Below are 23,424 nucleotides of genomic sequence, written 5' to 3' on the forward strand. Positions count from 1 at the left end.
TGGTTATTGGTCCTGCAAAGAGAATATTCGCGCCATCGCCACCCATTTTTCCCCTTCGGGCGTCCAGGGCGTTGGCTGTTGTAACTGCCACATCAGCGCTTCCCAGCGCTGAATATGCGGATCCTGCTCAGATGCCTGAGCAAAATCCTGCGTGTTAAAGCGATCGTTCACCTCCATCAGCATAAAAAGTCGGCTGCCAAGACGGTAAATCTCCATATTTTCGATGCCGTGCTGGCGCAAATGCTGCGCCACTTCCGGCCAGATGCGCTGATGCAGGCGCTGGTACTCGGCGATCTTCTCTGCATCGTCCACCAGATCCAGCGCCAGACAATAACGCCCGGTTGCGCCACTCATAACAGCGCCCGATCGAGATGCAGATAGCCGCCATCGACGCTTAGCCATTCGCCGGTGGTGTGCGAAGCGCGCGACGACAGCAAAAACACCACGGTGTTAGCGATCTCTTGCGGCGTGGTCATGCGTTGGCCGAGCGGAATACGCTGGGTGATTTTCTCCAGTTCGGATTGCGGATCGGCGAAGGTGCCGATCCAGCGTTCGTACAGTGGCGTCATCACTTCGGCGGGAACCACGGCATTCACCCGCACGCCGCTGTGTCGCAGTGATACTGCCCACTCGCGCGTCAGTGACAGAATCGCCCCTTTCGCCGCGCAGTAGCCGCTGGTGCCGCCCTGCCCGCTCAGCGCGGTTTTGGACGCAATATTGACGATCGCTCCACGGCTGTTTTCCAGCGCCTGCTGGCAGAAATGCGTCATCTGGTAATAGTGGATGAGGTTCTTTTCCAGCGAGGCCACAAAGGCGCTGCGTCCCGCTTCCAGCCCAACGCCATCATTGACGCCAGCGTTATTCACCAAACCGTCGATGCGACCAAACTGCTGCTGCACGGCTTCCACCGCTTGCTGGCAGTTATGCTCATCACAGAGATCGGCGAGCAGCACTTCGGTTTGTGGCTGCAATTCGCGTAGCGCGGCCAGCCACATCTCATCTGGTTGTGCGTTACTGACGATGACGGGAATCGCGCCCTCTTCCGCCAGCAGGCGTGAGATGGCGGCACCAATGCCCGATCCGCCGCCGGTGACGATAATCACTTTATCCTGCAAAAACAGATTCATTCTTCTCTCCTGTCAGGCTGTAAACCTGCGCGGCGGTGTTGCCCCAAATGGCGGCCTGTTCATCGGCGGACAGCTCCGCTAGCGCGTCGTCAACTAACTGCGCCACCGCGTGATATTCCGCTGCCAGCAGGCAAACTGGCCAATCTGAACCAAACATCAGGCGATGCGGGCCAAAACGCGCCAGCGCCTCATCGATAAAGGGCCGCAGCTGCGCGCTGCTCCACTGACCGTGCGGTGCTTCGGTGACCAATCCGGACAATTTGCACACCACGTGCGGCATCGCGGCCAGTTCTGCAACCTGCTCGCCCCACGCCTGTGCGCCGCGCGCAATATCCGGTTTTCCCAGGTGATCGAGCACCAGCCAGTGGCGATCGTGCTGCGCGGCAAAGCGCGTGGCATCGGCCAGATGTCGCCAGGTCACCAGCATTTCCCACACGTAATCTCGCCGCTGAATCTGCGTGATGCCGGTTGTCACGCGCGGTTGCCGCAACCATGCGGCGGGATCCTGTTCATCCTGCACCTGATGACGAAAACCGCGCAGCAACGGATGTTGCAATGCCGTCAATTGCTCCGCCAAATCCGCGGCGGTGAAGTCGATCCAGCCAATCACCTGCGTTGCCGGTTGCTGCTGCGCCCATTGCAACAGCTGCTGCGTCTCCGCTACACACTGCCGCGCCTGTACCGCAATCGAACCCTGCAACTCATGTTGCGTCAGCAGCGGTGCGAGATCGTCCGGCAGATAATCCTGTTGCAGACGCGTCATGGAATCCGTGATCCACGGAAAGTCCGCCGCGTCGTAACGCCAGAAATGCTGATGAGCGTCAATTCGCACGTCAGCCTCCCTGCGCGCGATAGCGATATTGCTCGCGCGAAGCGGGATACATTTCGATTGAGAAGCCATGCGCGGTGGGCGGCATATAAGCCGCGCCGCGGATTTCGCACGGATTAAGGAAATGTTCGTGCAGATGATCGACGTACTCGATGACCCGGCCTTCATGGCTGCCGGCAATACAAACAAAGTCGATCATCGACAGATGCTGAACGTATTCGCACAGCCCAACGCCGCCCGCATGCGGGCACACCGGCAGTTGGTATTTCGCCGCCATCAGCATCACCGCCAACACTTCGTTCACGCCGCCGAGACGACAGGCATCGATCTGCACCACATCAATCGCCTCACGCATAATCAGCTGCTTAAAGATGATGCGGTTCTGGCACATTTCCCCGGTGGCCACTTTGACCGGCGCAACGCCCTGACGAATCTTGCGATGTCCTTCGATATCGTCCGGGCTGGTGGGTTCTTCGATAAACCACGGACGCGCGAACGCCAGCTGTTGTACCCAATCCACCGCATCATTCACTTCCCAAACCTGGTTAGCATCGATCATCAGTTGACGATCCGGCCCCAACACTTCGCGCGCAATGCGCACGCGGCGAATATCATCTTCGAGGTCGCGCCCCACTTTCAGCTTGATATGGGAGAACCCGGCATCGACTGCCTGCTGGCACAGACGGCGCAGTTTCTCGTCGTCGTAGCCAAGCCAGCCCGCCGACGTGGTGTAGCAAGGATAGCCGTGCTGCTCAAGCTGGCGGATGCGCTCCGCTTTGCCTGCCTGCTGCGCCGTCAGCAAAGCCAGTGCTTCGTCTGGCGTGATGCAGTCGGTGAGATAACGGAAATCGATGCAGCGCACCAGTTCCTGCGGCGACATATCGGCCACCAGCCGCCACAGCGGCTTCTCTTCTGATTTCGCCCATAAATCCCACACCGCGTTGACCACCGCGCCGGTCGCCAGATGAATCGCGCCTTTATCCGGGCCGATCCAGCGTAGCTGGCTGTCGCCGGTGATATCACGCCAAAATTGCCCCATATCGGCGACAATCGACTCCAGTTGACGGCCGACGATCAGGTGCTCAAGCGCACGTATTGCCGCACAGCAAATTTCATTGCCGCGCCCAATGGTGAAGGTCAAACCGTGACCGCTGATCGCCGCGTTATCGGTCTCGATGATGACGTAAGCGGCGGAATAATCCGGGTCGGGATTCATCGCATCCGAACCGTCGAGATGTTGGGACGTGGGAAAACGGATATCTTCCACGCGCAGTGCCGTAAGTTTGGTCATTATTCGCTGCCCTCGGTGATTTGACGCTGCTCGCCCAGCCCGGCGATGCCCAATCGGATAACTTGCCCTGCACGCAAGTAGACCGGCGGTTTCTGCCCCATGCCGACGCCCGGCGGCGTGCCGGTTGAGATGATGTCGCCTGGCTGCAAACTCATAAAACGGCTGAGGTAGCTGATGATGTGCGCGACCGAAAAGATCATGGTGCGCGTGTTACCGTTTTGATAGCGCTTGCCGTCAACCTCCAGCCACAGATCGAGCTGCTGCGGATCGGCAATCTCATCGGCGGTCACCAGCCAGGGACCGATCGGGCCAAAGGTGTCGCAGCCTTTGCCTTTGTCCCAGGTGCCACCGCGTTCGATCTGATATTCACGCTCCGAGACGTCGTTAACCACGCAGTAGCCCGCGACATGCGACAGCGCATCCTCTTCGGCGATGTAGCTGCCGCCTTTGCCGATCACCACGCCCAGTTCCACTTCCCAGTCGGTTTTCACTGAGCCGCGCGGAATGCGCACCGCATCATTCGGCCCGACTACCGCGCTGGTCCATTTGCCAAACACCACCGGCTCGAGCGGAATGTCGGCGCCGGTTTCGGCGGCGTGATCGGCGTAGTTCAGGCCGATACAGATGAACTTGCCAATCTGTCCGACGCAGGCACCAATGCGCGGCTGACTGCTGATTTTTGGCAGTTCGCTGAGCGGTAGCTGGCGCAGTCTTTCCAGCGCGGACGGCAGCAGCGCATCGCCCGCCCAATCATCGATGAAATGCGACAAATCGCGTAGTTCGCCCTGCTCATCCAGCATTGCCGGACGCTCTTTACCCGGTTCGCCGACACGTAATAATTTCATTCTTCCACTCCTGTTAGTTGCTCCAGCCGCCATCGATAATCTGTGCGGTGCCGGTGGTATAAGCGCTGGCATCGGAAGCCAGATAGGCCGCCAGATATGCGATCTCTTCTGTGGTACCGATACGGCCAATCGGTTGACGCGCGACAAAGGCGTTATAAACCTCAGTTTCGCTGCGCCCTTCCGCCTGCGCCTGCGCGGCAATGCGCTGACGCAGTGAGGGTGAATCGATGGTGCCGGGGCAAATGGCGTTACAGCGGATGCCATTACCAATGTAATCCGCTGCCACCGAACGCGTCAGGCCAATTACTGCCGCTTTGGTGGCGCTGTAGGCGAAGCGATTGACCACGCCTTTCACACTTGATGCCACCGATGACATGTTGATGATCGACCCATGCTGCTGTTGCAGCATCGTGGGCAGAAACGCCTGAATCATGCGAAACATCGCCGTGACGTTGAGGTCGAGCGCGAACTGCCACTCCTGTTCGCTGCATTCCAGCAGGCTGCCGCTGTGAACCACGCCGGCGCAGTTGAACAGCACATCCAGCGTACCGAGTTCCTGCGCCGCTGCGCTGATCGCCTGGCGATCGGTGACGTCCAGCTGATAGGCGCGAATGCCGGGCAAATCATGCAGCGCGGCAATGTTGATATCGCTGGCAATCACATCTGCGCCTTGCTGAGCAAAGTAGCGCGCGCTGGCCAAACCAATGCCTTGTCCGGCAGCGGTAATCAGCACGCGTTTTCCATGTAAATTCATTGCATTTCCTCTGGTCCAAAGATCTAATGGTCAGGCCATTGAAAGGTGATTTCTTCCCAGCGGGAGAGCAAAATATCGCTGGCTACTTTTTCGCTTACGCATTACGTTTTATTGACAATTACGTAACATTGACAAGTGTCCTGACGATTATTTGTGCAACTGATCACTTAATTTATTTAGACAGGGAGCAGCGCAATGCCGATCAAAAAGATGGAAAACCCGAGGCTTTACAGACAAATAGCAGACCAACTCATTGCACTTATCGACAATAACGAATTTCCGCCCGGCAGCCGCCTGCCAGCAGAGCGTGAGTTGGCTGAACAGCTGCAGGTCAGTCGTGCATCGGTGCGTGAAGCGCTGATCGCGCTTGAGGTGATTGGTCTTGTGGATGTGAAGGTCGGCAATGGCGTGATCGTGAAAGCGCGTTCCAGTACGCAGGAGCCGGTGATGATGCAGGCCGGACGCGATCAATGGAATGAGCCGGACGATGAACTGGGCATCAACCTGGATTTCTCCACCGAGCTACCGCCGTTCTCACTGTTGCAAGCCCGCCGTCTAATTGAGCCGGAAGCCGCTGCGCTTGCTGCGGTGCATGCCAGCGAGCAGGAACTGGCGCTGATCCGCGCGGCTTATCAGCAAAACTGCGAGGATAACCGCGCGCAATCGCGCACCCATCCCGGCGACCGCCTGTTCCATATCCGCATTGCCCAGGCGAGCGGCAATCCTGCCTATGGATTTATCATCGGCCACCTGCTCGGCCATCGCTATGGCAGCATGTTCCGTATGTTGCAGGCGCACTACACGCCTAGTGATATGCCGTTTGTTTCAGAATCCGAGCATATGGCGATTCTTTCCGCGCTGGAGAAACGTGATGCCAAAGCAGCGAGAAATGCGATGAAGAAGCATATTGATCGGGTGATTGCGACCTTTGAGCGTGTGCAGGAGTGAAAGGACTATGCGCGCCTGGTCGCCATAAATGGCGACCCTACGGGATCGAGCGGTTGCCGTCCTTCAGCGGCTTCAGATAGGATCAGTCTTCACCCTTTTCCCTATATCTTTCAGCTGGGAATATTTCTCCAGCAGTTGGGGCCCATCATCAAGGCTCATCGCGAACATCCAGAGATAAGTCATGACGGAATAAATATGGCCGGCATCGGTCCCACCGCGTAAAGCCATGGCGAAAATGGTCATGGCAAACAATACAGCGGTGACCGCGCCAATCGAAAGATATCCCATCGCTTCGCGATCGGACAGGCGGATACGCAGCCCCGCCAACACCCGATAATGTCTGCTCAAAGAGGCCACCGGCGCACTGCTGACAAAGCCCACTTCTTTTTCAAGTCGACCATTAAGCCGGAAAAATAGGGCCTCATTTTTATTGGTGTAACCAGGCAGAAAAAACGAAAAGAACACTAAAACGGCCAGGCAGGCGATGCCCGACCAGAATTCAATCGCCAACAACATTAACGCCGCCCCGGTGATAGAAGCCAGGGAAGTAATCAACACTGGCAGATGTTTTTCAAAGAAGTCGACGAACTCCCTTGAAAGCGCAACACGAGCGGCGATGGTTGAATGACTGTGATTTTCCCGACGCTGGGCCACGATAACCGGCACCGCCAGTTCAGCATAAATTCGCGCGAAAGTGCGCGTATCAAGGCTGCGCCTGGCGGCACCAATCACCCACATGGTAAAAACCATCAGGGCATAAAATACGGCATGCCATGCCTTACCTGCGACGATAGCATTGATGGCAAAACCGGCCAGCAATGGATAAAGCAGATAGGTCACGTTTTCGGCGATAACCAGCAATAAGGTAAAGAAAAGCTTTCTGTAATGACGGCGTCCAATGTTTTTAAGGGTATTAACCGCGCTGCCGGTAACGTTGACCGGTTCAATAATTTCATGCGTTTGCATAGGATCAATTTCTGTTAATATTAATTTGAGCGAATGCTCAAATTCTGATAAGAAGTCTATTTGAGCAACTGCTCAAAGTCAACGGAGCCGCAATATGAAAGAAACCAAGGAAGCGTTAAAAGCGCGCATATTGGAGGGCGCTGCCGCGCTATTCATAGAGAAAGGTATCGAGAACGTTTCAACGCGCGAACTCACCGAAAGGCTCTCAATCTCCCGTAGCCATATTTATTATTATTTCAGCGACTGGCACACGCTATGCATCGAAGCTCTGACAAGGTATTTACAGAACGAGCTGGATGACTTTTCGCGATCAATTGAATCAACGCTACCTGCTGACAAACTCAATACTGCCATTGAAAACTATTTGCCGGATGCCCCGGACGCCGTCTGGCAGCTTTACGGCTCACTCTGGCAGATGGCGGGGCGCGATAAAGCCTTTGCTGATCTAGCAGAGTTGTTTATTAATAAGTGGACCCATTTCATCACCACTATCGTTGAGGAAGGGATTGCTCAAGGTATTTACCGGCCTGTTAAAAGCGCACGTTTTACACGCCAGCTCGGCGCCATGCTTAACGGCTATGCCGACAGCCTGATGATCAGTCCTAGTCCGGCCAAACATCGTGAAGCTGTTGAGGATATTCAGGCGTTTATTCGACTGACGCTTTAAGGGGTTTTAGGTGAGTGGATTGGCAGGTCAGATGCATACTTATTAGCCTGCCAAAAGTGATCCTATATTGTCCTTGAGCTTCTCTGAACATCTCATCTACGTGTGTTTTTTTAACCCCTCTAATTTTCAAACTGTTATCACTCCCGTTAACAAAAAACCATTTTCCATTGGCGCACAGAAATCATTGCAGGCCTGCTTCAATGCCCGAAACAAAGGTGCAGATGATTAGTTTTTTTTCACTCTAAATAATTACTAAACAGTTCCGATAACCACCCTCAAGAACAACACCAATAAGAAAATTCTTATTTCCCAGGGCGGGTTATCTATGAATCAGACCATCTCATCTCCGGCTTGTGGCCTGCACTCGATGCGCTCCGTGCGCTCCGTGCGCTCAATTTTAATCAGAGGCTGAGCCATGACTCAAAATCCCCCTGTGCAGGTCGCTGCCCATAACGCCCTTTCAAAGGTTCAGGAGACGACACAATATCCTTTCGTTAGTGCACCCATGCTTCCAAGCCGGGAGGGACCGGCAGGCATTCGTTACGACTTTAACGATGGTGCCCGTGTCTTGCTGCCGGAAGGCCGCTGGCGCGTTGCGCTCATAGATGAGGATTCAGGCAATATTCTGTTCCACTGCGAATCCAGCGCAGGCTGGGTAACGTCTGCTAAAAAGTATTACATCCGCTTTCGCATTCGGGTCTGGCGTGGTGATGAGACCTCACCTCTGCTTGATGAAGTGCTTTCGCTCAGGGATCAGCATGTGTTGATTTCATTTCCAGTCGGCACACTGGGTGACCTGCTAGGGTGGTTCCATTACGCCGAACGCTTTCGCACTCAACATGGATGCAGACTTGAGTGCAGTATGGCGCCCAACATCATCACACTACTGGAAGGCCAGTACCCCGACATTCGTTTTTCGACTCCTGCAGAAGCGGCGCGCGCGCCTTATGCCACTTACCGCATCGGTTTATTTTTTGGCGGGAACGATACCCATCAACCACTCGATTTTCGTCAGACCGGTTTTCACCGTATCGCCGGGCACATTCTGGGCGTCGACCATCGGGAAGAAGCGCCTCGGCTTAATCTCAGCGCCCCGCGAACGATCGCCGAGCCCTACGTCTGTATTGGTGTGCAGTCAACCTGCCAGGCCAAATTCTGGAACAACGGCCGCGGCTGGGCCGAGGTGGTAACACACCTTAAAACGCTGGGCTACCGAGTCCTTTGCATTGATCGCGACCCAACGACAGGCCACGGTTTTGTCTGGAATCACATCCCTTACGGTGCGGAAGACTTCACCGGCAACCTTCCGCTGCAGGACCGAGTGGATCTGCTGACACACGCGAGCTTCTTTATTGGCCTATCCAGCGGCCTCTCATGGCTTGCCTGGGCGTCGCAGATTCCCGTGGTGCTGATCAGCGGCTTCACGCTGCCAGGCGCTGAGTTCTTCACCCCCTGGCGGGTGTTCAGCAGCCATGGCTGCAGCGGATGCTGGGACAGCATGCATGAAAAATTCGATCACCAGGACTACTTCTGGTGTCCCCGTCACAAGGGAACTGATCGACAGTTCGAGTGCACCCGGCTTATCACCGGTAGACAAGTAAATGGCGTGATTGACCGTCTCGACGCGCAAATCCGTGGAAATCAAAAAACGTAACTAAACCACCCATGCGTAATCGACATTTACTCGCAGGGAACAAAACTTATAAGAGGCAGGGACATGAATAAGGCTTACAGAATTGTCTGGAGCGCTGCGCGCCAGGCGTGGGTTGTTGCGTCAGAACGTGCTGGATGCGGTGGGCGACCACCGATGGCCGTGAAGCGCATCGTCGGCACACTCCTCCTGATGGGAATGGCAGGTACTGCCGCCGCTACGACCTATGATGGCACGACAGTGAGCTCGGGTAGCTTAACGCTGAATAACGGAGACATTGCCAACAATATCTCGGTGATCAGCGGCGGAAACGTGAATGTGAACAACGGCGGGTTGGTGACCAGCAGTAACGTAGGTAACGGCGTAAACCTTTCCAACATTGTTGTTTCCAGCGGAGGCAGCGCAGTTTCTACTATTGTCAACTCTTCAGGCAGGCAGTACGTAAACAGCGGCGGCAGCGCCACCGGTACCATCCTGAATGGTGGTTCTGAAATCATTTATGTTGGTGCGCATGTTTCGGGCTCCACTGTTAATAGCCGTGCACAGCAGGAAGTTTATGGCAACGTGACATCGACTACCGTTAATAACGGTGGCTCCCTTCTGGTTCTTGGCGGGACAACACAGTCGACCCACGTGACATCCGGTGGTCTTGAGTACGTTATCAGTGGAACAAGTGAATCTGCGCTCATTGATGCTTGGGGCACCCAGACTATTTACTCCGGAGCCAATGCGGTGTCAGCGGTCATTGCAGGCGGGACGCAGCGGGTCAGCGGCTCGGCAATCGATACCACAGTGAAGTCAGGCGGGGTCCAGTACGTCAGTAGCGGCGGTTCCTCCACCGGTACAATTATTGAAGCAAATGCTTCTCAGGGCATCTACGGCACCGCCACCTCCACTCAGGTGAACTCGGGCGGTGCTGAGTATGTTTACAGTGGCGGCAGCGCAAGCCTCACCACCGTTAAAGACGCTGCTTACATGCAAATTTTTACTGGTGGGTCAGCCTCACAAGCAACCATTAATTCAGGTGGCACCCTTTATGCTTTCGAGGGTGCTAACGCGACAGATCTGGTCATTAATGCCGGCGGCCGTCTCAATACTTTCACCGGTGCTACTTTAAGCGGCACAAACGCGCTGGGCGAATTTTCGATCATCTCAGGCCATGCTAAAAACGTGCTGCTTGAGAACAACGGCTCATTAACCGTAGACGCCACGGATTCTTCAGAGAGTACCATTATTAATCAGGGCGGCGCCGAGTACGTGAACGGCAGCGCTTCCGGCAGTGTGGTAAATAATGGTGGTGTGCAACGCGTAATGGCTGGAGGCACGGCCAATGGTACAACTGCCAATGCCGGTGGTGAGCAGCAGGTTTACGGTACCGCTATTTCAACGACGGTTAACTCCGGTGGCGCACTTTCCGTGTTTGACGGCGGCGTCGCAAAACAGGCGATGATTAATAGCGGCGGTTCTTTGTCGGTCAACAGTGGAGGAACCGCGACAGATACCACCGTTCAGGCTGGCGGACTGCTGAATATAGCTGATGGAGGAATTCTGACACTTGCCGACAATCATTTTGTGAACAACGGTACGACAGCTTACGATACAGCCAGCGACATGTCCCTGGATACTAATCTGTCTGGTACCGGTCAGTTGACTAAGAACGGAAGCGGCACGCTGACGCTCGGTGGCACCCTTGCTCAGTCGCAGGTGAATCTGAATGCCGGTTCGCTGATTATGGATGGTTTGCAGGCCACCACTGACATAGTGGCGATCTCCGGCACATCACTATCTCTGGTGAACAGTGCCAGCCTGACGGGTATCATCGACCCGACCGATGTCAACATCGACAGCAGCAGTACCTGGAATATTACGGGCGACTCGTTGGTTGACACGCTGACCAATGCCGGCAGCATTGTTTTTGCCGCACCTCAGGGTACGTTCACTCCTCGCACGCTCACCGTGACCAATCTTGTTGGCAATGGGGGGACCATTACCCTGAATACCGTTGCAGGCAACAGCAGTTCACCTACCGATAAATTGATCATTGATGGCGGTCAGGCGACGGGCAGCACAAGTCTGCGAGTGCTAAACCGCGGCGGACTTGGTGCACAAACCACTGGAAACGGGATCAACCTGGTCAGTGCGATTAACGGTGCAACAACAGATTCAGGAGCCTTCAGTCTTAACCAGCCGCTGGTAGCAGGCGCCTATTCCTACAGTCTTTACCGTAATGCCGATCAGAGTTGGTATCTGACCTCCCAGCAAATCAGTACCTCAACACCTGCCACGCCTGCAACGCCGGGCACACCGGATCAGGACAGCGGAACAGGTTCGCCGGTCAGTAACACAGTCAACTACCGTGATGGCATGTGGAGCTATGCTGCACTTCCTGCTCTTTCGTTCGATTATGACCGCCTGGTTGCAGGCACCGCCGATACACGTTTCCATTATGCCCAGGACAGCCGTATGTGGGGCCGCGTGGTGGCAGGTCAGTTGCGTCACGACAATAATGGCAGCCTGACTGGCGGCGGGGTTCCGGAAAGCAGCGGCGCTTATAGCTTCCTGCAAATTGGCGGCGACCTCTGGCAGTTCTCGGGATCCACTGCCGACTGGCGTGCCGGTATTTACGGTGCAACCGGGTTGATGCGCAGTGACGTCTGGCGTGATGGTGGGAAAAGTGAAGCGGGCACCGATCGTGATACCGTCTACACGGGTGGCGCCTATCTTTCAGGTCAGAGCCTTGAAGGATTGCGTTTGGATGGCCTGTTGCAGGTAAGCCATCACAGCATTTCCACGGCCTCCAATGACGGCACGCGGTTGTCGACATCAGGCACCGGTTGGCTTGCTTCGGCACAGGCTGGACAGGCGTTCATGCTGACTCCTACCCTGTCGCTTGAGCCACAACTGCAATACACCATCCAGGGCATTTCACTGGATAATGCACAGGACGATGCCGCATCACTGGACTGGTCTGACAGTCGCCGCCAGTCCGTTCAGGCGGGATTGAGGATCGGTGCTCCTCTGAACAGCCCGGCGAAAGTGCTCTGGTGGGTCACACCTTCACTGACACAGTCTTTTGGTGGCCATAGCAACGTATCAGCCTCTGTGCAGGGCGTTTCAGATTCAACGGCTTCATTCCGCACTGACCTTTCAGGCACCAGTATCGGCCTGAACGGTGGCGTAAACGCGCAAATACGTGAGAATGTTAAGCTCGGCGTACAAGGTGGATATTCCGAAGCGCTTCACGGTGGAGAGTCTGGCGGCTTCTACGGTCTGGTCAATCTGGGCTATTCATTCCGCTAAGCGGCAATACAGTGCCGGGCATAGCTGCCCGGCGCTTCTTGTTTATATACTCCGCAGTTCCACCGTATTAGTAAATATCGTCTGCAGGCTTCATCAGGAAGTATTGGCGCTATTAAAAACGATCATCGTCACATTATCCATAGTCGAATAGCATTAAATAATGGACTCATTATTTGAGAAAGCACGTCATTAATCTGATTAATCAAAAAACCCTTCACTAATTCAATTTCAGCAGCCACACTGTCAACCAAATTAATCAAGTATAAATAAATAATATGACATTGAGTGTGGCTTATATATGACCATGCTGCAATAAAACATAACATTAACGCATATAGCAAAAAAGTTTCATATTGGGATGATTCATTACACGCGTTGAACATCATCAATACTGCTATAGATATGAGAAACGAGCAATGTACTCTAACTCAATATGGATCATGTTAGAAAAGTCGGTCAATATCATCGGGCTCATCTATATCAATGCACTGATGGCAAAATACATTGGCCCTGAAGACTTTGGTAAGATAAACATTTCAACGTCTCTGTTTATATTTGTACAAACGCTGTCGTGGTTTGGTGGTCAGAACATCCTGTTTAAGCGTATGAGTGAAAATACCAAATCAGGAATTGCGTTAGCGATGCACACGCAAAATCAACGGCGTATTTTCTTCCTGCTGTCATCAAGCTCAGTGTTGATCTATCTCTATTTTTTCACCGACATCATTGTGTTTTTATTTGGTGTGGCCAACGGTATTGCTACGTACTATATCGTGATGGACTTCTTTTCCATCTACAATAACACCCAGTTAAAATCAAAAATCAACACCATCACTAATGTGATTGGCTTATCTGTTGCTCTGGTGATTCGGTTCTATATTTCACACTTTAAACTGCCAGTGTACTACTTCACCCTGCCGATTATTCTCATCCCGCTGATACCTTACATCTTGCGTCTCCTCTATTTTAACTACACCACAAAAGTACACAACAATCGTAAGGGCGCCGGTGTGTATAACCGGCATATGCTGTTTACCGGAGGAGCGCTGATTCTGTCGAGTCTATCTGCGGACATCTACACGCAGATATCGAGTATTTTTCTGGCAAAAATTCTCTCTTACTCAAACCTGGGCGTTTATAGCGTCGCGTTAACCATAGGAGGTGCCTGGTCATTTATCGTGCTGGCATTAATAACAAGCTTCTTCTCAAAGATCTACAGCGAAAAAGATCAAATCACCGTTGAAATGCTGCTGATTAAAATCAATCGCATTGTCATCCTGTTTTCGCTTATTGCCTTAGGTGGATTCTATATTTTTGGTGCTTACTTTATCCATTTATTGTATGGCGATAAGTATATGGATTCGGTAAATATCATTCCCATTATTATCATTGGCACGATGTTCTCTGCATTAGGCACAATTTGTTATCGCTATATGATAAAAGAGTCCGGATACAGTTACCTGGCTAAAAAGATGTTTTTATGCTGTGTCTTAACCATACCGCTATCCTGGCTAATGATTAATTCTTACGGGATTAATGGGGCTGCATACTGTTTTTTGATCGTTGAGATTTTGTCTTGCACTTTACTCAATTACTTTTTCAGAAATAAAACAATCATCAAAATGCATCTTAACATTTTCAAACTGAGATAATTTTAATGAAAATGATAAAACACACAGTCAAATCCGCATTAAAAATCAGCGCTCACATGTACCCAGAATTTTGCGCAAAAACTCACTACTACATTAAGTTCAAGAAAAAGCTGAACTTAACCAACCCAATCAATTTCAATGAAAAAATTCAGTGGCTTAAATTTAATGAATTAAAAGGTGACATTTATACGTTGTGCGCAGATAAGTATAAGGTGCGGGAGTATATTACAGCGAAAGGGTGTGGTGAAATACTTAACCAACTCTATGGCGTGTATGATGATCCGCAGGACATTGACTACCGCGCATTACCCGATAAGTTTGCCCTCAAGTGTAACCATGGCGCAGGCTATAACATCATTTGTGACAACAAAGCTTCACTGGACATTGATAAAACCAACAAGCAACTCAATAAGTGGTTGAAGCAGGATTTCTCATCCCATTTCATTGAACCGCAGTATAAGAAAATAGACCGAAAAATATTATGCGAAAAATATATTGAGAATGAGCGCGGAGGTTTTCCAGAGGATTACAAATTTTACTGTTTCAATGGAAAACCTTATGCGGTGATGGTTTGCATGGAGCGAGAAAACGGCAAACCTAAGTTCTATTATTTTGACATGAACTGGAACCCGCTTCCCTTTGAAGATACTGTTGAATTAATCAATGCCAATAGTTATCCGGAAATGCCCGAAGGTTTCCATGAAATGAAAGAATATGCGGTTAAACTGGCATCGGATTTTAAATTTGTCCGCGCTGATTTTTACCTTCTCAATGGTAACGTTATTTTTGGTGAATTGACCTTCACACCGTCTGCCGGGCTCGATGTTACGTTGCAGGAAGCCGATGCTATTTTGGGCAGTCAGCTAAAGTTATAGCGTTGAAAGTGACTGATTTGCCAGTTTTCACAATAGGTGCGCATGAATGCGCACCCTACAAAATCCCCGCCAATCCATCGTAGGGTCGCCATAAATGGCGACCGATGCCCACCTGACAACCAAGCCTGCCACAGCGTCTATACTGATAAGCGTAAAGAAATAATCTGCAGATAACCGATTAAAGAATGGTTACTGAATTTTTAACTTATCTGACAACCTTGGTTGTTGGCTTAATAAAAGGGAAAGTAATGCCATTATTATTTGATGAGTTATCGGGTGCGCCAACTTGGGTGCCTGCTGTGTTACTTGTCACGCTCTCACTCGCAGTGGGTTTTCTGGCGCGATTTATCCTGCTCAGGTTTATTCGCTACTGGCAGAATCGTGACAGAAAACTATTCAAATCACTGGAAAAGCATCTGCGTGGTTCGATGTTTCTGTTTATACCTTTGCTGTTAATCAGTACAGGGCTTAATTCTGTTAATATCCAGCCTGGCTCCCTGAGCTTTATCACGACCACCATTAATATATTTATTATTCTATCCTTCTGCTCTGTGATAATTCGATTGATTAACGTGGCGCAGGATATGCTGTTCATTCGCTATGATATTAATCTCTCAAATAACCTTCGCGCGCGAAAAATCCGCACGCAGATAATGTATGTGAAAAAAGTCGCAATCGTCGTACTGGTGACGTTGTGTCTTTCACTGATTCTCCTTAGTTTCCCTGGCGTGCGAAAATTCGGCACCACCATTCTCGCCGGTGCTGGCGTTGCCGGTATTATCATTGGCTTTGCGCTGCAGAAGTCGCTGGTTAACTTGTTTGCCGGTATTCAGATTGCCTTTACGCAACCCATAAAAATTGATGATGCCGTGGTAGTGGAAAATGAATGGGGCTGGATTGAAGAGATCAACCTGACGTATGTGGTGGTTCGTATCTGGGACCTGCGCCGTCTGGTTCTGCCCATTACCTACTTTACCGAAAATGCCTTCCAGAACTGGACGCGCAATAACGCCCAAATATTAGGCTCGGTTTTTCTCTACCTCGATTATTCCATGCCATTAGATCCTCTGCGCAAGCATTTTGAAAAAGTCCTTAGTGAAACCAAACTTTGGGATCAACAAACTCAGGTGCTACAGGTTACGGATACCACCGATAAAACCATGACCATCAGACTATTAATGACGGCGCAAAATTCCCCCACCGCCTGGGATTTACGCTGTTACGTGCGGGAAAAGATGATTGAGTTTATTCAGCAAAATTATCCGCAGAGTCTTCCTCATGTGCGGGCGACATTTACTGACACCGGGTTTAGAGAGGCGAGTCAATAAAGTTTTCGTGGGAAATCTTATATAGCACATGCTTAGCCAGCGCGTGATCGGCAGGTAATGCGGGATGGAGAAAGGTAGTTTTTTTCTGCATCCCCAATCGCTTCATCAGATTCTCAGATGGCGTGTTATGAATGCTGGTAAACGAAACGACCTCGGGAAGATGCAAAACATCAAACGCATAAGCCAGCGATGCTTCGGCGGCTTCTTTGGCAATTCCCTGCCCCCAGAATTTTTTATTAATTCGCCAGCCAATTTCCGTGCAGGGTGAAAAGTCGAAGCGATCTGGCTGATGTGCTAAACCCACACTGCCGACAAATTCGCCGGAGTCTTTCATTTCAACGGCCCAAAAACCCCAACCCTGGTTTGAAAGAATCATATCCATGAATCTTGCAACGACGTTGTCGCTTTCCTGGCGACTCAGCGCTTTTGGGAAATACTTCATTACTTCAGGATCGGCGTTGAGTTCGGCAAAAGGTTGTAAATCCTTTTCCTGCCACTGTCGGAGGATCAGGCGGTTTGTCTCTAACATTTTAAATTTACCCTAAAAAACGCTAACGATTCCCTGATTTTACCTAATAGCGCCTCGAAAATCCTATCTGCATCGATGAAAATTGATGTCATCAAGCGCATACACTTTAGCGATGCCAATGAGTGAGTAATGCTTGAAACGGTCGCCATCAATGGCGACCCAACGATTATTCGGCAGGTTATTGCGCAATAAATGGCGTTGTTGCGGAATGTTGGTAGTTCAAACTTCGCAATCACTTTTCATCATAGTGATAAGCTGTGATTATTCCTTTATCTGAAAAATCTACAGTGAGAGATTGCTCTCTGTCATTGATTAATGGGATGAGGAAATAGATGCGTCTATCAACAATTTTAGAGTAATATTCCCAACGCTTAGCATTATTATAATTTACTGAATTTATCGGAGTGCCAAAAGTGAGCAGTACTTCTTTACGGCTCGTCACTTCAGGGACGAGTTTCTGCTTGATTTCTTTCTCTGAATAGTCTGAAAGCCGAGTCTCTTTTGTACGATCAACGTTAGCTGCACATGAAGAGACGAGCGCGAAAATCGATCCTGTGAGAATTAATCTCCCCCATTTCATTTTGAAAGTGCCTTTTCAACGTAGATTCCATTTACACTATCAAGCACAACTTCCTTGAGGTATAGAACACAATATCCTGTCTTATCGCCATAGCTGATATGAGCTTCATAAATTTTTTTCTTTTCAGGGACAAACGGCAGATTCACATGACACCCCTGATATAATGAGTGATGAATGATGGTTTTTTCATCAGGAACAAGCAATGTCTCGACATAATCGTCCTGATATTTCTTGCCTGTTATTTTTGGTAATCCGATATCCTTTGTAGAACCTAAAAAAGGATTAAGATATGCATTATGCTTTAAGACCCATCCACCGGTTTTTTTACCTGAACTGTCAGTCTGATACAATGCATAACTCATTGGTGCACCGATAAGACGAATTTTTGCTACATCAGAATTTTCAGTTGGCGGTGTGAATTGTTTGGGTTCAGGGAATAAATTAGAGCAACCTGAAAGGCTCAGAACTACGGGGATTAACAAGGCGTTTAAACACTTCATAAAATTTCCTTATTCAAATCTTAAAAAACCAACAAAAATGAAAGAGTGAAGTTCAAGAGATATAAGATGGAATGGTCTTCTGATAAATGCGAAAAAGGTTATCGGCAATATTTGCTATAACTTTATTTTTTTTATGCGTTTTACTATTGCATGTTGGTAAACGGATTGATGAGGATTTGCCGCTCGTGTTTGATTTCTGGTCGCCATGAATGGCGACCCTACGTTTATTTGGCAGGTTATTGAAGGGCGCGCATTCATGCGCACCTGCATACATACGTGCTGATCTGACATAAATGGCGACCTTGCTGGACACAGGTTAGACTGCGTGCCTCTTCCGTCATAAAAGGAGCATCAGAAATGGCAGCAAAGGAGCACCATTATCAGGTCACAGTGCGCTGGACCGGCAACCGTGGTAAAGGCACCGCATCTTATACCGCTTATGACCGCAACGCGGAGCTGATTGCCGCTGGCAAAGAGACGGTTGCACTGAGCGCCGATCCGGCGTTTCGCGGGGATGCGGCGCGCTGGAATCCGGAAGAGTTATTGCTGGCTTCGGCCTCGGCATGCCACAAATTGTGGTATCTGCATCTCTGTTCTGATGCCGGAATTGTGGTGGAAGCTTATGAAGATGCCGCGGAAGGTACAATGATTGAAGGCACGCGCGGGCGATTCACGCAAATCACTCTCAAACCGCGTATTGCGCTGCGCGATCCGGCGGACGCGGACCGCGCGCGTGAATTGCATCATCAGGCGCATGAAGCCTGTTTCATTGCGAACTCGCTTAACTTTACGGTGAACTGCGAACCCGAGTTCGTATAATTCAGGCCGCGCCGGCCAGCGACGGTTGCCATAAGCGCACGCCGTTGCGTCCGGCGCGTTTCACCTCATACAGCGCTTCATCGGCATGCCGCAGCCAGTGACGAATGGATTCTGCATGCGCTGCCGATGCAATACCAATACTCACCGAGCAACGAAACTCCGCCGACGCCGGTAAGCGCACCTGCGCGATCTTTTCCTGCAATCGTTGGGCCAGCGCCACTACCGATTCGTCGCTGGCACGATGCACAATCAGGCCCAGTTCATCGCCGCCAAAACGGGCCGGAATATCCTGTAATCCCACATGATTGCGCAACAGCGCGGAGATTTCCGCCAGCAGAAAATCCCCCGCTTCGTGTCCCCACGTATCGTTTACCGATTTGAAATAATCGAGATCCATCAGCAGCAAATAGCCAGCACTGTCGCCACGGCGCGTACTGAGAAATTCGCTCTCCAGCCGACGCTCAAACAGGCGACGATTGGGAATTTCCAGGCCGGGATCCATCAGCGCTATACGTTCCAGTTCACGATTACGTTTGCGCAGTTGCCAGGTGAGATTGTACGACGTGACGCTGAGTACCAGCATGTAACAGGTCGCGAGCGGCAAGGTCAGCCAGACGGTTTGCGTACTGAATGTCAGGTTTACGCCTGCGCCATCCATCAGCCATACCATGACAAAGCCGCAAATAAATGCCTGCATCGCTGCAATTAACTGCGCGGCACCGCCAGCGGCATAACGATCCGAGGCCAACACCGCCATGATGACAAATGAAGGCAGCGGGCTCAGCGCCATTAGCGCCACCCAAATACCACCGAAGGCGGCGTCGAGGGTTAAATTATGCCGTTCGGTGGTGGTGGAATCTTCGGCCCGCAACGCGCGGCGATACGCCAACCACGGCCAGAGAAACGCATTCACAAATAACAGGGCGCTAAACGCCAGATCACGATCCATCTCCATCAGTACTGAGAGGATTGGGAAAAAACATAAAATCGTGCCGAGCTGACGCATGATAAACATGCGACGGACGAAGCGTTGGGAACGCCGCTTCAGGTGACTATCGTCAGGTGAGTAGTAGTTCATGCACGGGAAGTATCAGGACGACAAGAATTGCATTTTAACGGGAAACGTTATCCGTGGAGTGGAATATTTTAAGAATATTTACCTTGCGCTTCTGCAATCGCACAAAAAATGTCGCACCCTGATGAAAAGTGAGAAAATGGAAGCCGATGTTGATCGACTTCCACTGTGTTTTCTAATGTGCAGTACCCTGCAAGCGGAACTGCGCCACTAATCGCTCCAGCATCATCGCCTGCTCTTCCAGCGAATTCGCTGAATGCGAGGAGGCGCTGACCAGCGTGGCGTTCTGCTGCGTGGTGGTATCCAACTCGCCCACCGCACGGGCAATTTGCTCGATGCCGCGGCTCTGTTCATCCGACGCTGCTGAAATCTCTTCCATAATTTCATTTACGCGCGCGATGCTGCCGAGGATCTGATCCATGGTTTCACCGGCGCGCGCCACCTGCTGATGGCCATTGCTAATACGTCCCACCGATTCACTGATCAACTGCTCGATGTCTTTGGCCGCACCGGCACTGCGCTGTGCCAGATTGCGCACTTCGCTGGCAACCACGGCGAAACCACGTCCCTGCTCACCGGCTCGTGCCGCTTCCACCGCCGCGTTCAGCGCGAGGATATTGGTCTGGAAGGCGATGCTATTAATGACGGCGGTGATATCGGCGATCTTTTTCGAGCTGTCTGAAATTTCGCCCATGGTGTTCACCACATCACGCACCGCGATGCCGCCTTTGTTGGCGTTATGTGACGCTTCCGCCGCAATCTGACTCGCCTGACGCGCATTGGCGGCGTTGTTTTTCACTGTGGCAGTGAGCTGCTCCATGCTGGCAGCGGTTTCCACCACCGCCGCCGCTTGTTGCTCGGTGCGTGAGGATAAATCGAGGTTACCCTGGTTAATCGCGCTGGCCGCCTGCGACACGCTGCTGACGCTGCTCAGCACATCGCCAATCATGCTGCGCAGCCGTTCGTTCATGCGTCCCATCGCCGACGTCAGCTTGCCGAGTTCATCATGGCGATCGGTGGCAAATTGCGAACTGAGATCGCCATTGGCGATGCGCTCCGCCAATTCCAGGTTATGGAATACCGGACGCGTAATTTGACGAATGATGTACCACGCCACCAGCACGCCGAACAGAATCGCCAGACCACCAATCAGCAGTGAAATCGCCGCCGATCCGTTGGCCAGTTCATCGTTGCGCGCTTTGACGATGGTGATGATCTGTTTAATCGCCGCACTGCTTTTATCGCCCGCCACTTTGACAGTATCTTCCGCCGTACGCAGCTGACCGTAAGCATCCGCCGCTTGCAGGCTGAGGCTTTTGAATTTCTCGGTGTCCTGCCACAACGCGGTAAATTCGCCCTGCTGTTCCGGGGGCAACTGCGCCAGCAGCGCTTTCATGCCCTGATCCGCCTGCTGAAAATGGTTCTCCAACGTTTTACGCAGCGCATCACTAACGTTAAAACGCAGCGCCCAGGCTTCTTCACGCACGTTGCTAATGGCGAACAGCTGCTCGTAAATTTGGTTGGTGAGTTCAGGATTGGTAACGGGGGTGCGAATCAGTTGAGTGTAGCGCGAGGTCATGTCTTGCTGGCTTAAGGAATCCAGCTGTGAGCGTAGGCTATTGAGTTGCTGCGTGGCTTGCGTCATGGCGCCAATGCTGTTCTGGAAACTGGCGAGGTGAGTTCCCAATTCATCCACCCGCGCTCTGGCGCCATCCGACCATGAAAGTTGTTTCGCTTCACTGGTGAGCTGTTGCGCATGCGTGACGTAGTTCGCCATCACCTGGCCAGATTTGTCATCGCCATAAAGATATTTGAGGCGATTAATTTTGGCCTGGAACACTTCGATGTTGATGTCATAAATCAGGTTAGTTTTCTGATAGATGTCATGAATGGCGTTGAAGCGCTGCACGCTCAATCCGGTTGCCAGTGCCACTAACAACAGCACGATGCCGAATCCTGCCGACAGTTTACGCGTGATGCGCACGTTACGTAATCGGGATACCAGCCCCATGTTCCCTGCTCCTGCGGTTATTGTTTTTGTAAAGTTTGTAAGGGAGTTATCGGAGCGGTACGGGAAATGTTTATTCAGGATTGTGCAAAAAGTGATTGCAGGATGTTACGCGCCGCTGGAAATGTTGTCGTGATGTGCACGATAAAATTGTCAGGTTTGACAAGTGGCAGCAACATCGCTGACCACTTGTCGCAACCATTGATGAGCCGGATTTTGCTGAGTGCGACGATGCCACAATAGATGGAAGGTTATGGTTGGTAGTTCAATGGGTGGCGTAAATACGTTGATAAGCGTCTGATTTGCTGTGTGAGTTGCCACACGACTTAGCACGGTGGCGATATAATCGGTGCCAGGTAACAACGCCGGTACAGAAAACATTGTGGGTAACGTCAAGCCGATATCGCGTACCAGGTTGTGTTCTCGCAACTTTTGATCCACCAATCCATAATGATTGCCTTCCGGCGACACCAGAATATGACGCATTGCGACAAAAGATTTTAGGTCGATTCCCTTTTCTGCGACGTCATGGTGGCGTCCAATCATAGTGACAAAATCATCGGTTAATAGCGGATGAGAAAGTATCCGGTTTTCAGCCTTGGTCGGTGGCACGCCAATCGCAATATCAATTTTCCCGGCATCTAATAAGGCTACGGTTTCATCACGATCGGTAAAATAGCGCACATGAATACTGCAATTCGGCGCTAATAAAGCCAGTTTCTGCGTTAAAGAAGGCAAAAGTACGTGAAGTGGATATTCCGTCAATCCCAAGGTAAAGCTGCGCGCTTTTGTGGCAGGATCGAAAATCTGAGTTGGATTCATTAGGTTTTTCACCTGCCCTAACGCTTCAGCAACCGGCACGGCTATCTCTTGTGCTTTGGCTGTCGGCAGTAAGCCTTTGGCACTACGAATAAACAGCGGATCGTTAAATACGCGCCGTAAGCGAGATAAAGCTGCACTCATCGCCGGTTGGCTTACACCCACAATGGCGGCGGCTTTAGTGACATTACGCTCCAGCATCAACGCATTAAACGCCACCAGCAGGTTAAGGTCGAACCCATCAAAATTCATATTTTATATAATGCGGTATATTGGCCATTTGTTTGATTGATAGTGACAGATTCAGGAATACTGCTCAAGTCGGTGAGATGCACCGTTAAATATGATGCAAGGGATCCAATATGAATGTCACAACTGAACTCAATCACCGTCTTAAAGTAGAGCGTGAGGCGGTAGAAATGCTATACCGCGCCTTTAGTGATAAAAATCCGGATTTACTGGATTTAGCCGTAACCCAAGACTGGAATGATATTCCATTAAGTCCGGGGCAAGGTCCGGGACCCGAAGGTTTCAAGCCGCTTCTGGCTAGTTTTATTAAGGCGTTTCCTGATATCAACATCATCGTGCACGATATGGTGCAAGAGCCAGGGAAGATTGCGGTGCGCGCCGAGATCACAGGCACGCATCTCGGCGAGTTTATGGGCATTGCGCCAACCGGACGTGGCATTAGCGTGCGTCTTCATGAATTTCATCTACTGGATGGTGAGCGCGTTACCACAACCTGGCATATGGAAGATTGGCTCGCGATGTTCCAGCAGTTGGGTCAGTTTCCACCGGCTTAATACGATGACTTCTCCGTACTGAATTTGCTCCTAATCTGACCTTGTTAATAGGTAGAGT

22 protein-coding genes are annotated in these 23,424 nt (G+C 51.3%); 9 read left to right on the forward strand and 13 right to left on the reverse strand.

Going from position 1 to position 23,424, the window contains the following annotated elements; translation table 11 throughout:
* Positions 1–3: 3 nt before the first annotated feature.
* The 6 genes from PanJK_RS18335 to PanJK_RS18360 are packed head-to-tail and all read right to left on the reverse strand — an operon-like array spanning position 4 to position 4,846.
* A complete protein-coding gene (locus PanJK_RS18335) occupies positions 4–354 on the reverse strand; it encodes an L-rhamnose mutarotase (RefSeq protein ID WP_265301800.1) in 351 nt (116 codons plus the stop codon).
* Positions 351–1,127: an SDR family oxidoreductase gene (locus PanJK_RS18340; RefSeq protein ID WP_265301802.1), complete on the reverse strand. Its 777-nt coding sequence runs from the start codon at positions 1,125–1,127 to the stop codon at positions 351–353. Before PanJK_RS18340 ends, PanJK_RS18335 begins: the two co-directional genes overlap by 4 nt.
* Entirely contained in the window at positions 1,105–1,959 is an 855-nt protein-coding gene (locus PanJK_RS18345; protein ID WP_265301804.1) for an amidohydrolase family protein, read from the reverse strand. Before PanJK_RS18345 ends, PanJK_RS18340 begins: the two co-directional genes overlap by 23 nt.
* Position 1,960: 1 nt before the next feature.
* Complete coding sequence (locus tag PanJK_RS18350; RefSeq protein ID WP_265301806.1) at positions 1,961–3,247, reverse strand: L-fuconate dehydratase; 1,287 nt, start codon at positions 3,245–3,247, stop codon at positions 1,961–1,963.
* Positions 3,247–4,092 (reverse strand): fumarylacetoacetate hydrolase family protein, encoded by an 846-nt coding sequence (locus PanJK_RS18355; RefSeq protein WP_265301808.1) that lies wholly within the window; start codon positions 4,090–4,092, stop codon positions 3,247–3,249. Before PanJK_RS18355 ends, PanJK_RS18350 begins: the two co-directional genes overlap by 1 nt.
* A 13-nt stretch (positions 4,093–4,105) precedes the next feature.
* Positions 4,106–4,846, reverse strand: coding sequence for an SDR family oxidoreductase (locus tag PanJK_RS18360; RefSeq protein ID WP_265301810.1), 741 nt, complete (start codon positions 4,844–4,846; stop codon positions 4,106–4,108).
* 195 nt (positions 4,847–5,041) lie between these two features.
* On the opposite strand from PanJK_RS18360, the gene PanJK_RS18365 reads away from it, so the two are divergent.
* Positions 5,042–5,794, forward strand: coding sequence for a FadR/GntR family transcriptional regulator (locus PanJK_RS18365; RefSeq protein WP_256698990.1), 753 nt, complete (start codon positions 5,042–5,044; stop codon positions 5,792–5,794).
* Between the two features lie 72 nt (positions 5,795–5,866).
* On the opposite strand, the gene PanJK_RS18370 is transcribed toward PanJK_RS18365, so the two are convergent.
* On the reverse strand, positions 5,867–6,760 hold the full coding sequence (locus tag PanJK_RS18370) for an ABC transporter six-transmembrane domain-containing protein (protein WP_256698991.1): 894 nt from the start codon (positions 6,758–6,760) through the stop codon (positions 5,867–5,869).
* A 94-nt stretch (positions 6,761–6,854) separates the two neighbouring features.
* On the opposite strand from PanJK_RS18370, the gene PanJK_RS18375 reads away from it, so the two are divergent.
* From PanJK_RS18375 to PanJK_RS18400, 6 genes are all read left to right on the forward strand, one after another.
* A complete protein-coding gene (locus PanJK_RS18375; RefSeq protein WP_256698992.1) occupies positions 6,855–7,427 on the forward strand; it encodes a TetR/AcrR family transcriptional regulator in 573 nt (190 codons plus the stop codon).
* Positions 7,428–7,932: 505 nt separating this feature from the next.
* Positions 7,933–9,081 carry an autotransporter strand-loop-strand O-heptosyltransferase gene (locus PanJK_RS18380; protein WP_265302185.1) on the forward strand — a complete coding sequence of 383 codons (1,149 nt, stop codon included), beginning with the start codon at positions 7,933–7,935 and terminating at the stop codon, positions 9,079–9,081.
* 63 nt (positions 9,082–9,144) lie between these two features.
* Positions 9,145–12,378 carry an autotransporter adhesin family protein gene (locus tag PanJK_RS18385; protein WP_265301814.1) on the forward strand — a complete coding sequence of 1,078 codons (3,234 nt, stop codon included), beginning with the start codon at positions 9,145–9,147 and terminating at the stop codon, positions 12,376–12,378.
* A gap of 416 nt (positions 12,379–12,794) precedes the next feature.
* Positions 12,795–14,030 carry an oligosaccharide flippase family protein gene (locus PanJK_RS18390; protein ID WP_265301816.1) on the forward strand — a complete coding sequence of 412 codons (1,236 nt, stop codon included), beginning with the start codon at positions 12,795–12,797 and terminating at the stop codon, positions 14,028–14,030.
* 5 nt (positions 14,031–14,035) lie between these two features.
* Entirely contained in the window at positions 14,036–14,905 is an 870-nt protein-coding gene (locus PanJK_RS18395; RefSeq protein ID WP_265301817.1) for an ATP-grasp fold amidoligase family protein, read from the forward strand.
* A 248-nt stretch (positions 14,906–15,153) separates the two neighbouring features.
* Positions 15,154–16,233, forward strand: a complete 1,080-nt coding sequence (locus PanJK_RS18400; protein ID WP_265302187.1) for a mechanosensitive ion channel family protein — start codon at positions 15,154–15,156, stop codon at positions 16,231–16,233.
* Here the strand turns inward: PanJK_RS18400 and PanJK_RS18405 are convergent.
* The 3 genes from PanJK_RS18405 to PanJK_RS18415 all read right to left on the reverse strand — a co-directional run bounded on the left by PanJK_RS18405 (position 16,214) and on the right by PanJK_RS18415 (position 17,842).
* Complete coding sequence (locus PanJK_RS18405; RefSeq protein ID WP_265301819.1) at positions 16,214–16,762, reverse strand: GNAT family N-acetyltransferase; 549 nt, start codon at positions 16,760–16,762, stop codon at positions 16,214–16,216. The genes PanJK_RS18400 and PanJK_RS18405 overlap by 20 nt on opposite strands.
* 232 nt (positions 16,763–16,994) lie before the next feature.
* A complete protein-coding gene (gene bamE, locus PanJK_RS18410) occupies positions 16,995–17,342 on the reverse strand; it encodes an outer membrane protein assembly factor BamE domain-containing protein (RefSeq protein WP_265301821.1) in 348 nt (115 codons plus the stop codon).
* Positions 17,339–17,842, reverse strand: a complete 504-nt coding sequence (locus PanJK_RS18415) for a hypothetical protein (RefSeq protein ID WP_265301823.1) — start codon at positions 17,840–17,842, stop codon at positions 17,339–17,341. The genes bamE and PanJK_RS18415 overlap by 4 nt, the downstream gene beginning before the upstream one ends.
* Before the next feature lie 357 nt (positions 17,843–18,199).
* Between PanJK_RS18415 and PanJK_RS18420 the strand changes: the two genes are divergently transcribed.
* On the forward strand, positions 18,200–18,661 hold the full coding sequence (locus PanJK_RS18420) for an OsmC family protein (protein ID WP_265301825.1): 462 nt from the start codon (positions 18,200–18,202) through the stop codon (positions 18,659–18,661).
* Between the two features lies 1 nt (position 18,662).
* Here the strand turns inward: PanJK_RS18420 and PanJK_RS18425 are convergent, their stop codons facing one another.
* The 3 genes from PanJK_RS18425 to PanJK_RS18435 form a co-directional block, all read right to left on the reverse strand.
* A complete protein-coding gene (locus tag PanJK_RS18425; RefSeq protein WP_265301827.1) occupies positions 18,663–19,739 on the reverse strand; it encodes a diguanylate cyclase in 1,077 nt (358 codons plus the stop codon).
* 172 nt (positions 19,740–19,911) lie between these two features.
* Positions 19,912–21,747, reverse strand: coding sequence for a methyl-accepting chemotaxis protein (locus PanJK_RS18430; RefSeq protein ID WP_265301829.1), 1,836 nt, complete (start codon positions 21,745–21,747; stop codon positions 19,912–19,914).
* A gap of 150 nt (positions 21,748–21,897) precedes the next feature.
* Positions 21,898–22,815, reverse strand: a complete 918-nt coding sequence (locus tag PanJK_RS18435; protein WP_265301833.1) for a LysR family transcriptional regulator — start codon at positions 22,813–22,815, stop codon at positions 21,898–21,900.
* A 110-nt stretch (positions 22,816–22,925) separates the two neighbouring features.
* Here PanJK_RS18435 and PanJK_RS18440 point away from each other — a divergent pair, with 110 nt between their 5' ends.
* Positions 22,926–23,366: an ester cyclase gene (locus PanJK_RS18440; RefSeq protein WP_265301835.1), complete on the forward strand. Its 441-nt coding sequence runs from the start codon at positions 22,926–22,928 to the stop codon at positions 23,364–23,366.
* Positions 23,367–23,424 lie beyond the last annotated feature (58 nt).

The organism is Pantoea sp. JK (assembly GCF_026130245.1).
Taxonomy (GTDB): Bacteria; Pseudomonadota; Gammaproteobacteria; order Enterobacterales; family Enterobacteriaceae; genus Pantoea; species Pantoea trifolii.

Bases quoted from the DNA above. Each gene is read 5' to 3' on its own strand.
- PanJK_RS18360 (WP_265301810.1), bottom strand. From the start codon at position 4,846: ATGAATTTACATGGAAAACGCGTGCTGATTACCGCTGCCGGACAAGGC.
- PanJK_RS18405 (WP_265301819.1), bottom strand. From the start codon at position 16,762: ATGTTAGAGACAAACCGCCTGATCCTCCGACAGTGGCAGGAAAAGGAT.
- PanJK_RS18380 (WP_265302185.1), top strand. From the start codon at position 7,933: ATGCTTCCAAGCCGGGAGGGACCGGCAGGCATTCGTTACGACTTTAAC.
- PanJK_RS18440 (WP_265301835.1), top strand. From the start codon at position 22,926: ATGAATGTCACAACTGAACTCAATCACCGTCTTAAAGTAGAGCGTGAG.
- PanJK_RS18350 (WP_265301806.1), bottom strand. From the start codon at position 3,247: ATGACCAAACTTACGGCACTGCGCGTGGAAGATATCCGTTTTCCCACG.
- PanJK_RS18370 (WP_256698991.1), bottom strand. From the start codon at position 6,760: ATGCAAACGCATGAAATTATTGAACCGGTCAACGTTACCGGCAGCGCG.
- bamE (WP_265301821.1), bottom strand. From the start codon at position 17,342: ATGAAATGGGGGAGATTAATTCTCACAGGATCGATTTTCGCGCTCGTC.
- PanJK_RS18435 (WP_265301833.1), bottom strand. From the start codon at position 22,815: ATGAATTTTGATGGGTTCGACCTTAACCTGCTGGTGGCGTTTAATGCG.
- PanJK_RS18430 (WP_265301829.1), bottom strand. From the start codon at position 21,747: ATGGGGCTGGTATCCCGATTACGTAACGTGCGCATCACGCGTAAACTG.
- PanJK_RS18365 (WP_256698990.1), top strand. From the start codon at position 5,042: ATGCCGATCAAAAAGATGGAAAACCCGAGGCTTTACAGACAAATAGCA.
- PanJK_RS18395 (WP_265301817.1), top strand. From the start codon at position 14,036: ATGAAAATGATAAAACACACAGTCAAATCCGCATTAAAAATCAGCGCT.
- PanJK_RS18335 (WP_265301800.1), bottom strand. From the start codon at position 354: ATGAGTGGCGCAACCGGGCGTTATTGTCTGGCGCTGGATCTGGTGGAC.
- PanJK_RS18415 (WP_265301823.1), bottom strand. From the start codon at position 17,842: ATGAAGTGTTTAAACGCCTTGTTAATCCCCGTAGTTCTGAGCCTTTCA.
- PanJK_RS18420 (WP_265301825.1), top strand. From the start codon at position 18,200: ATGGCAGCAAAGGAGCACCATTATCAGGTCACAGTGCGCTGGACCGGC.
- PanJK_RS18340 (WP_265301802.1), bottom strand. From the start codon at position 1,127: ATGAATCTGTTTTTGCAGGATAAAGTGATTATCGTCACCGGCGGCGGA.
- PanJK_RS18355 (WP_265301808.1), bottom strand. From the start codon at position 4,092: ATGAAATTATTACGTGTCGGCGAACCGGGTAAAGAGCGTCCGGCAATG.
- PanJK_RS18400 (WP_265302187.1), top strand. From the start codon at position 15,154: ATGCCATTATTATTTGATGAGTTATCGGGTGCGCCAACTTGGGTGCCT.
- PanJK_RS18425 (WP_265301827.1), bottom strand. From the start codon at position 19,739: ATGAACTACTACTCACCTGACGATAGTCACCTGAAGCGGCGTTCCCAA.
- PanJK_RS18390 (WP_265301816.1), top strand. From the start codon at position 12,795: ATGTACTCTAACTCAATATGGATCATGTTAGAAAAGTCGGTCAATATC.
- PanJK_RS18375 (WP_256698992.1), top strand. From the start codon at position 6,855: ATGAAAGAAACCAAGGAAGCGTTAAAAGCGCGCATATTGGAGGGCGCT.
- PanJK_RS18385 (WP_265301814.1), top strand. From the start codon at position 9,145: ATGAATAAGGCTTACAGAATTGTCTGGAGCGCTGCGCGCCAGGCGTGG.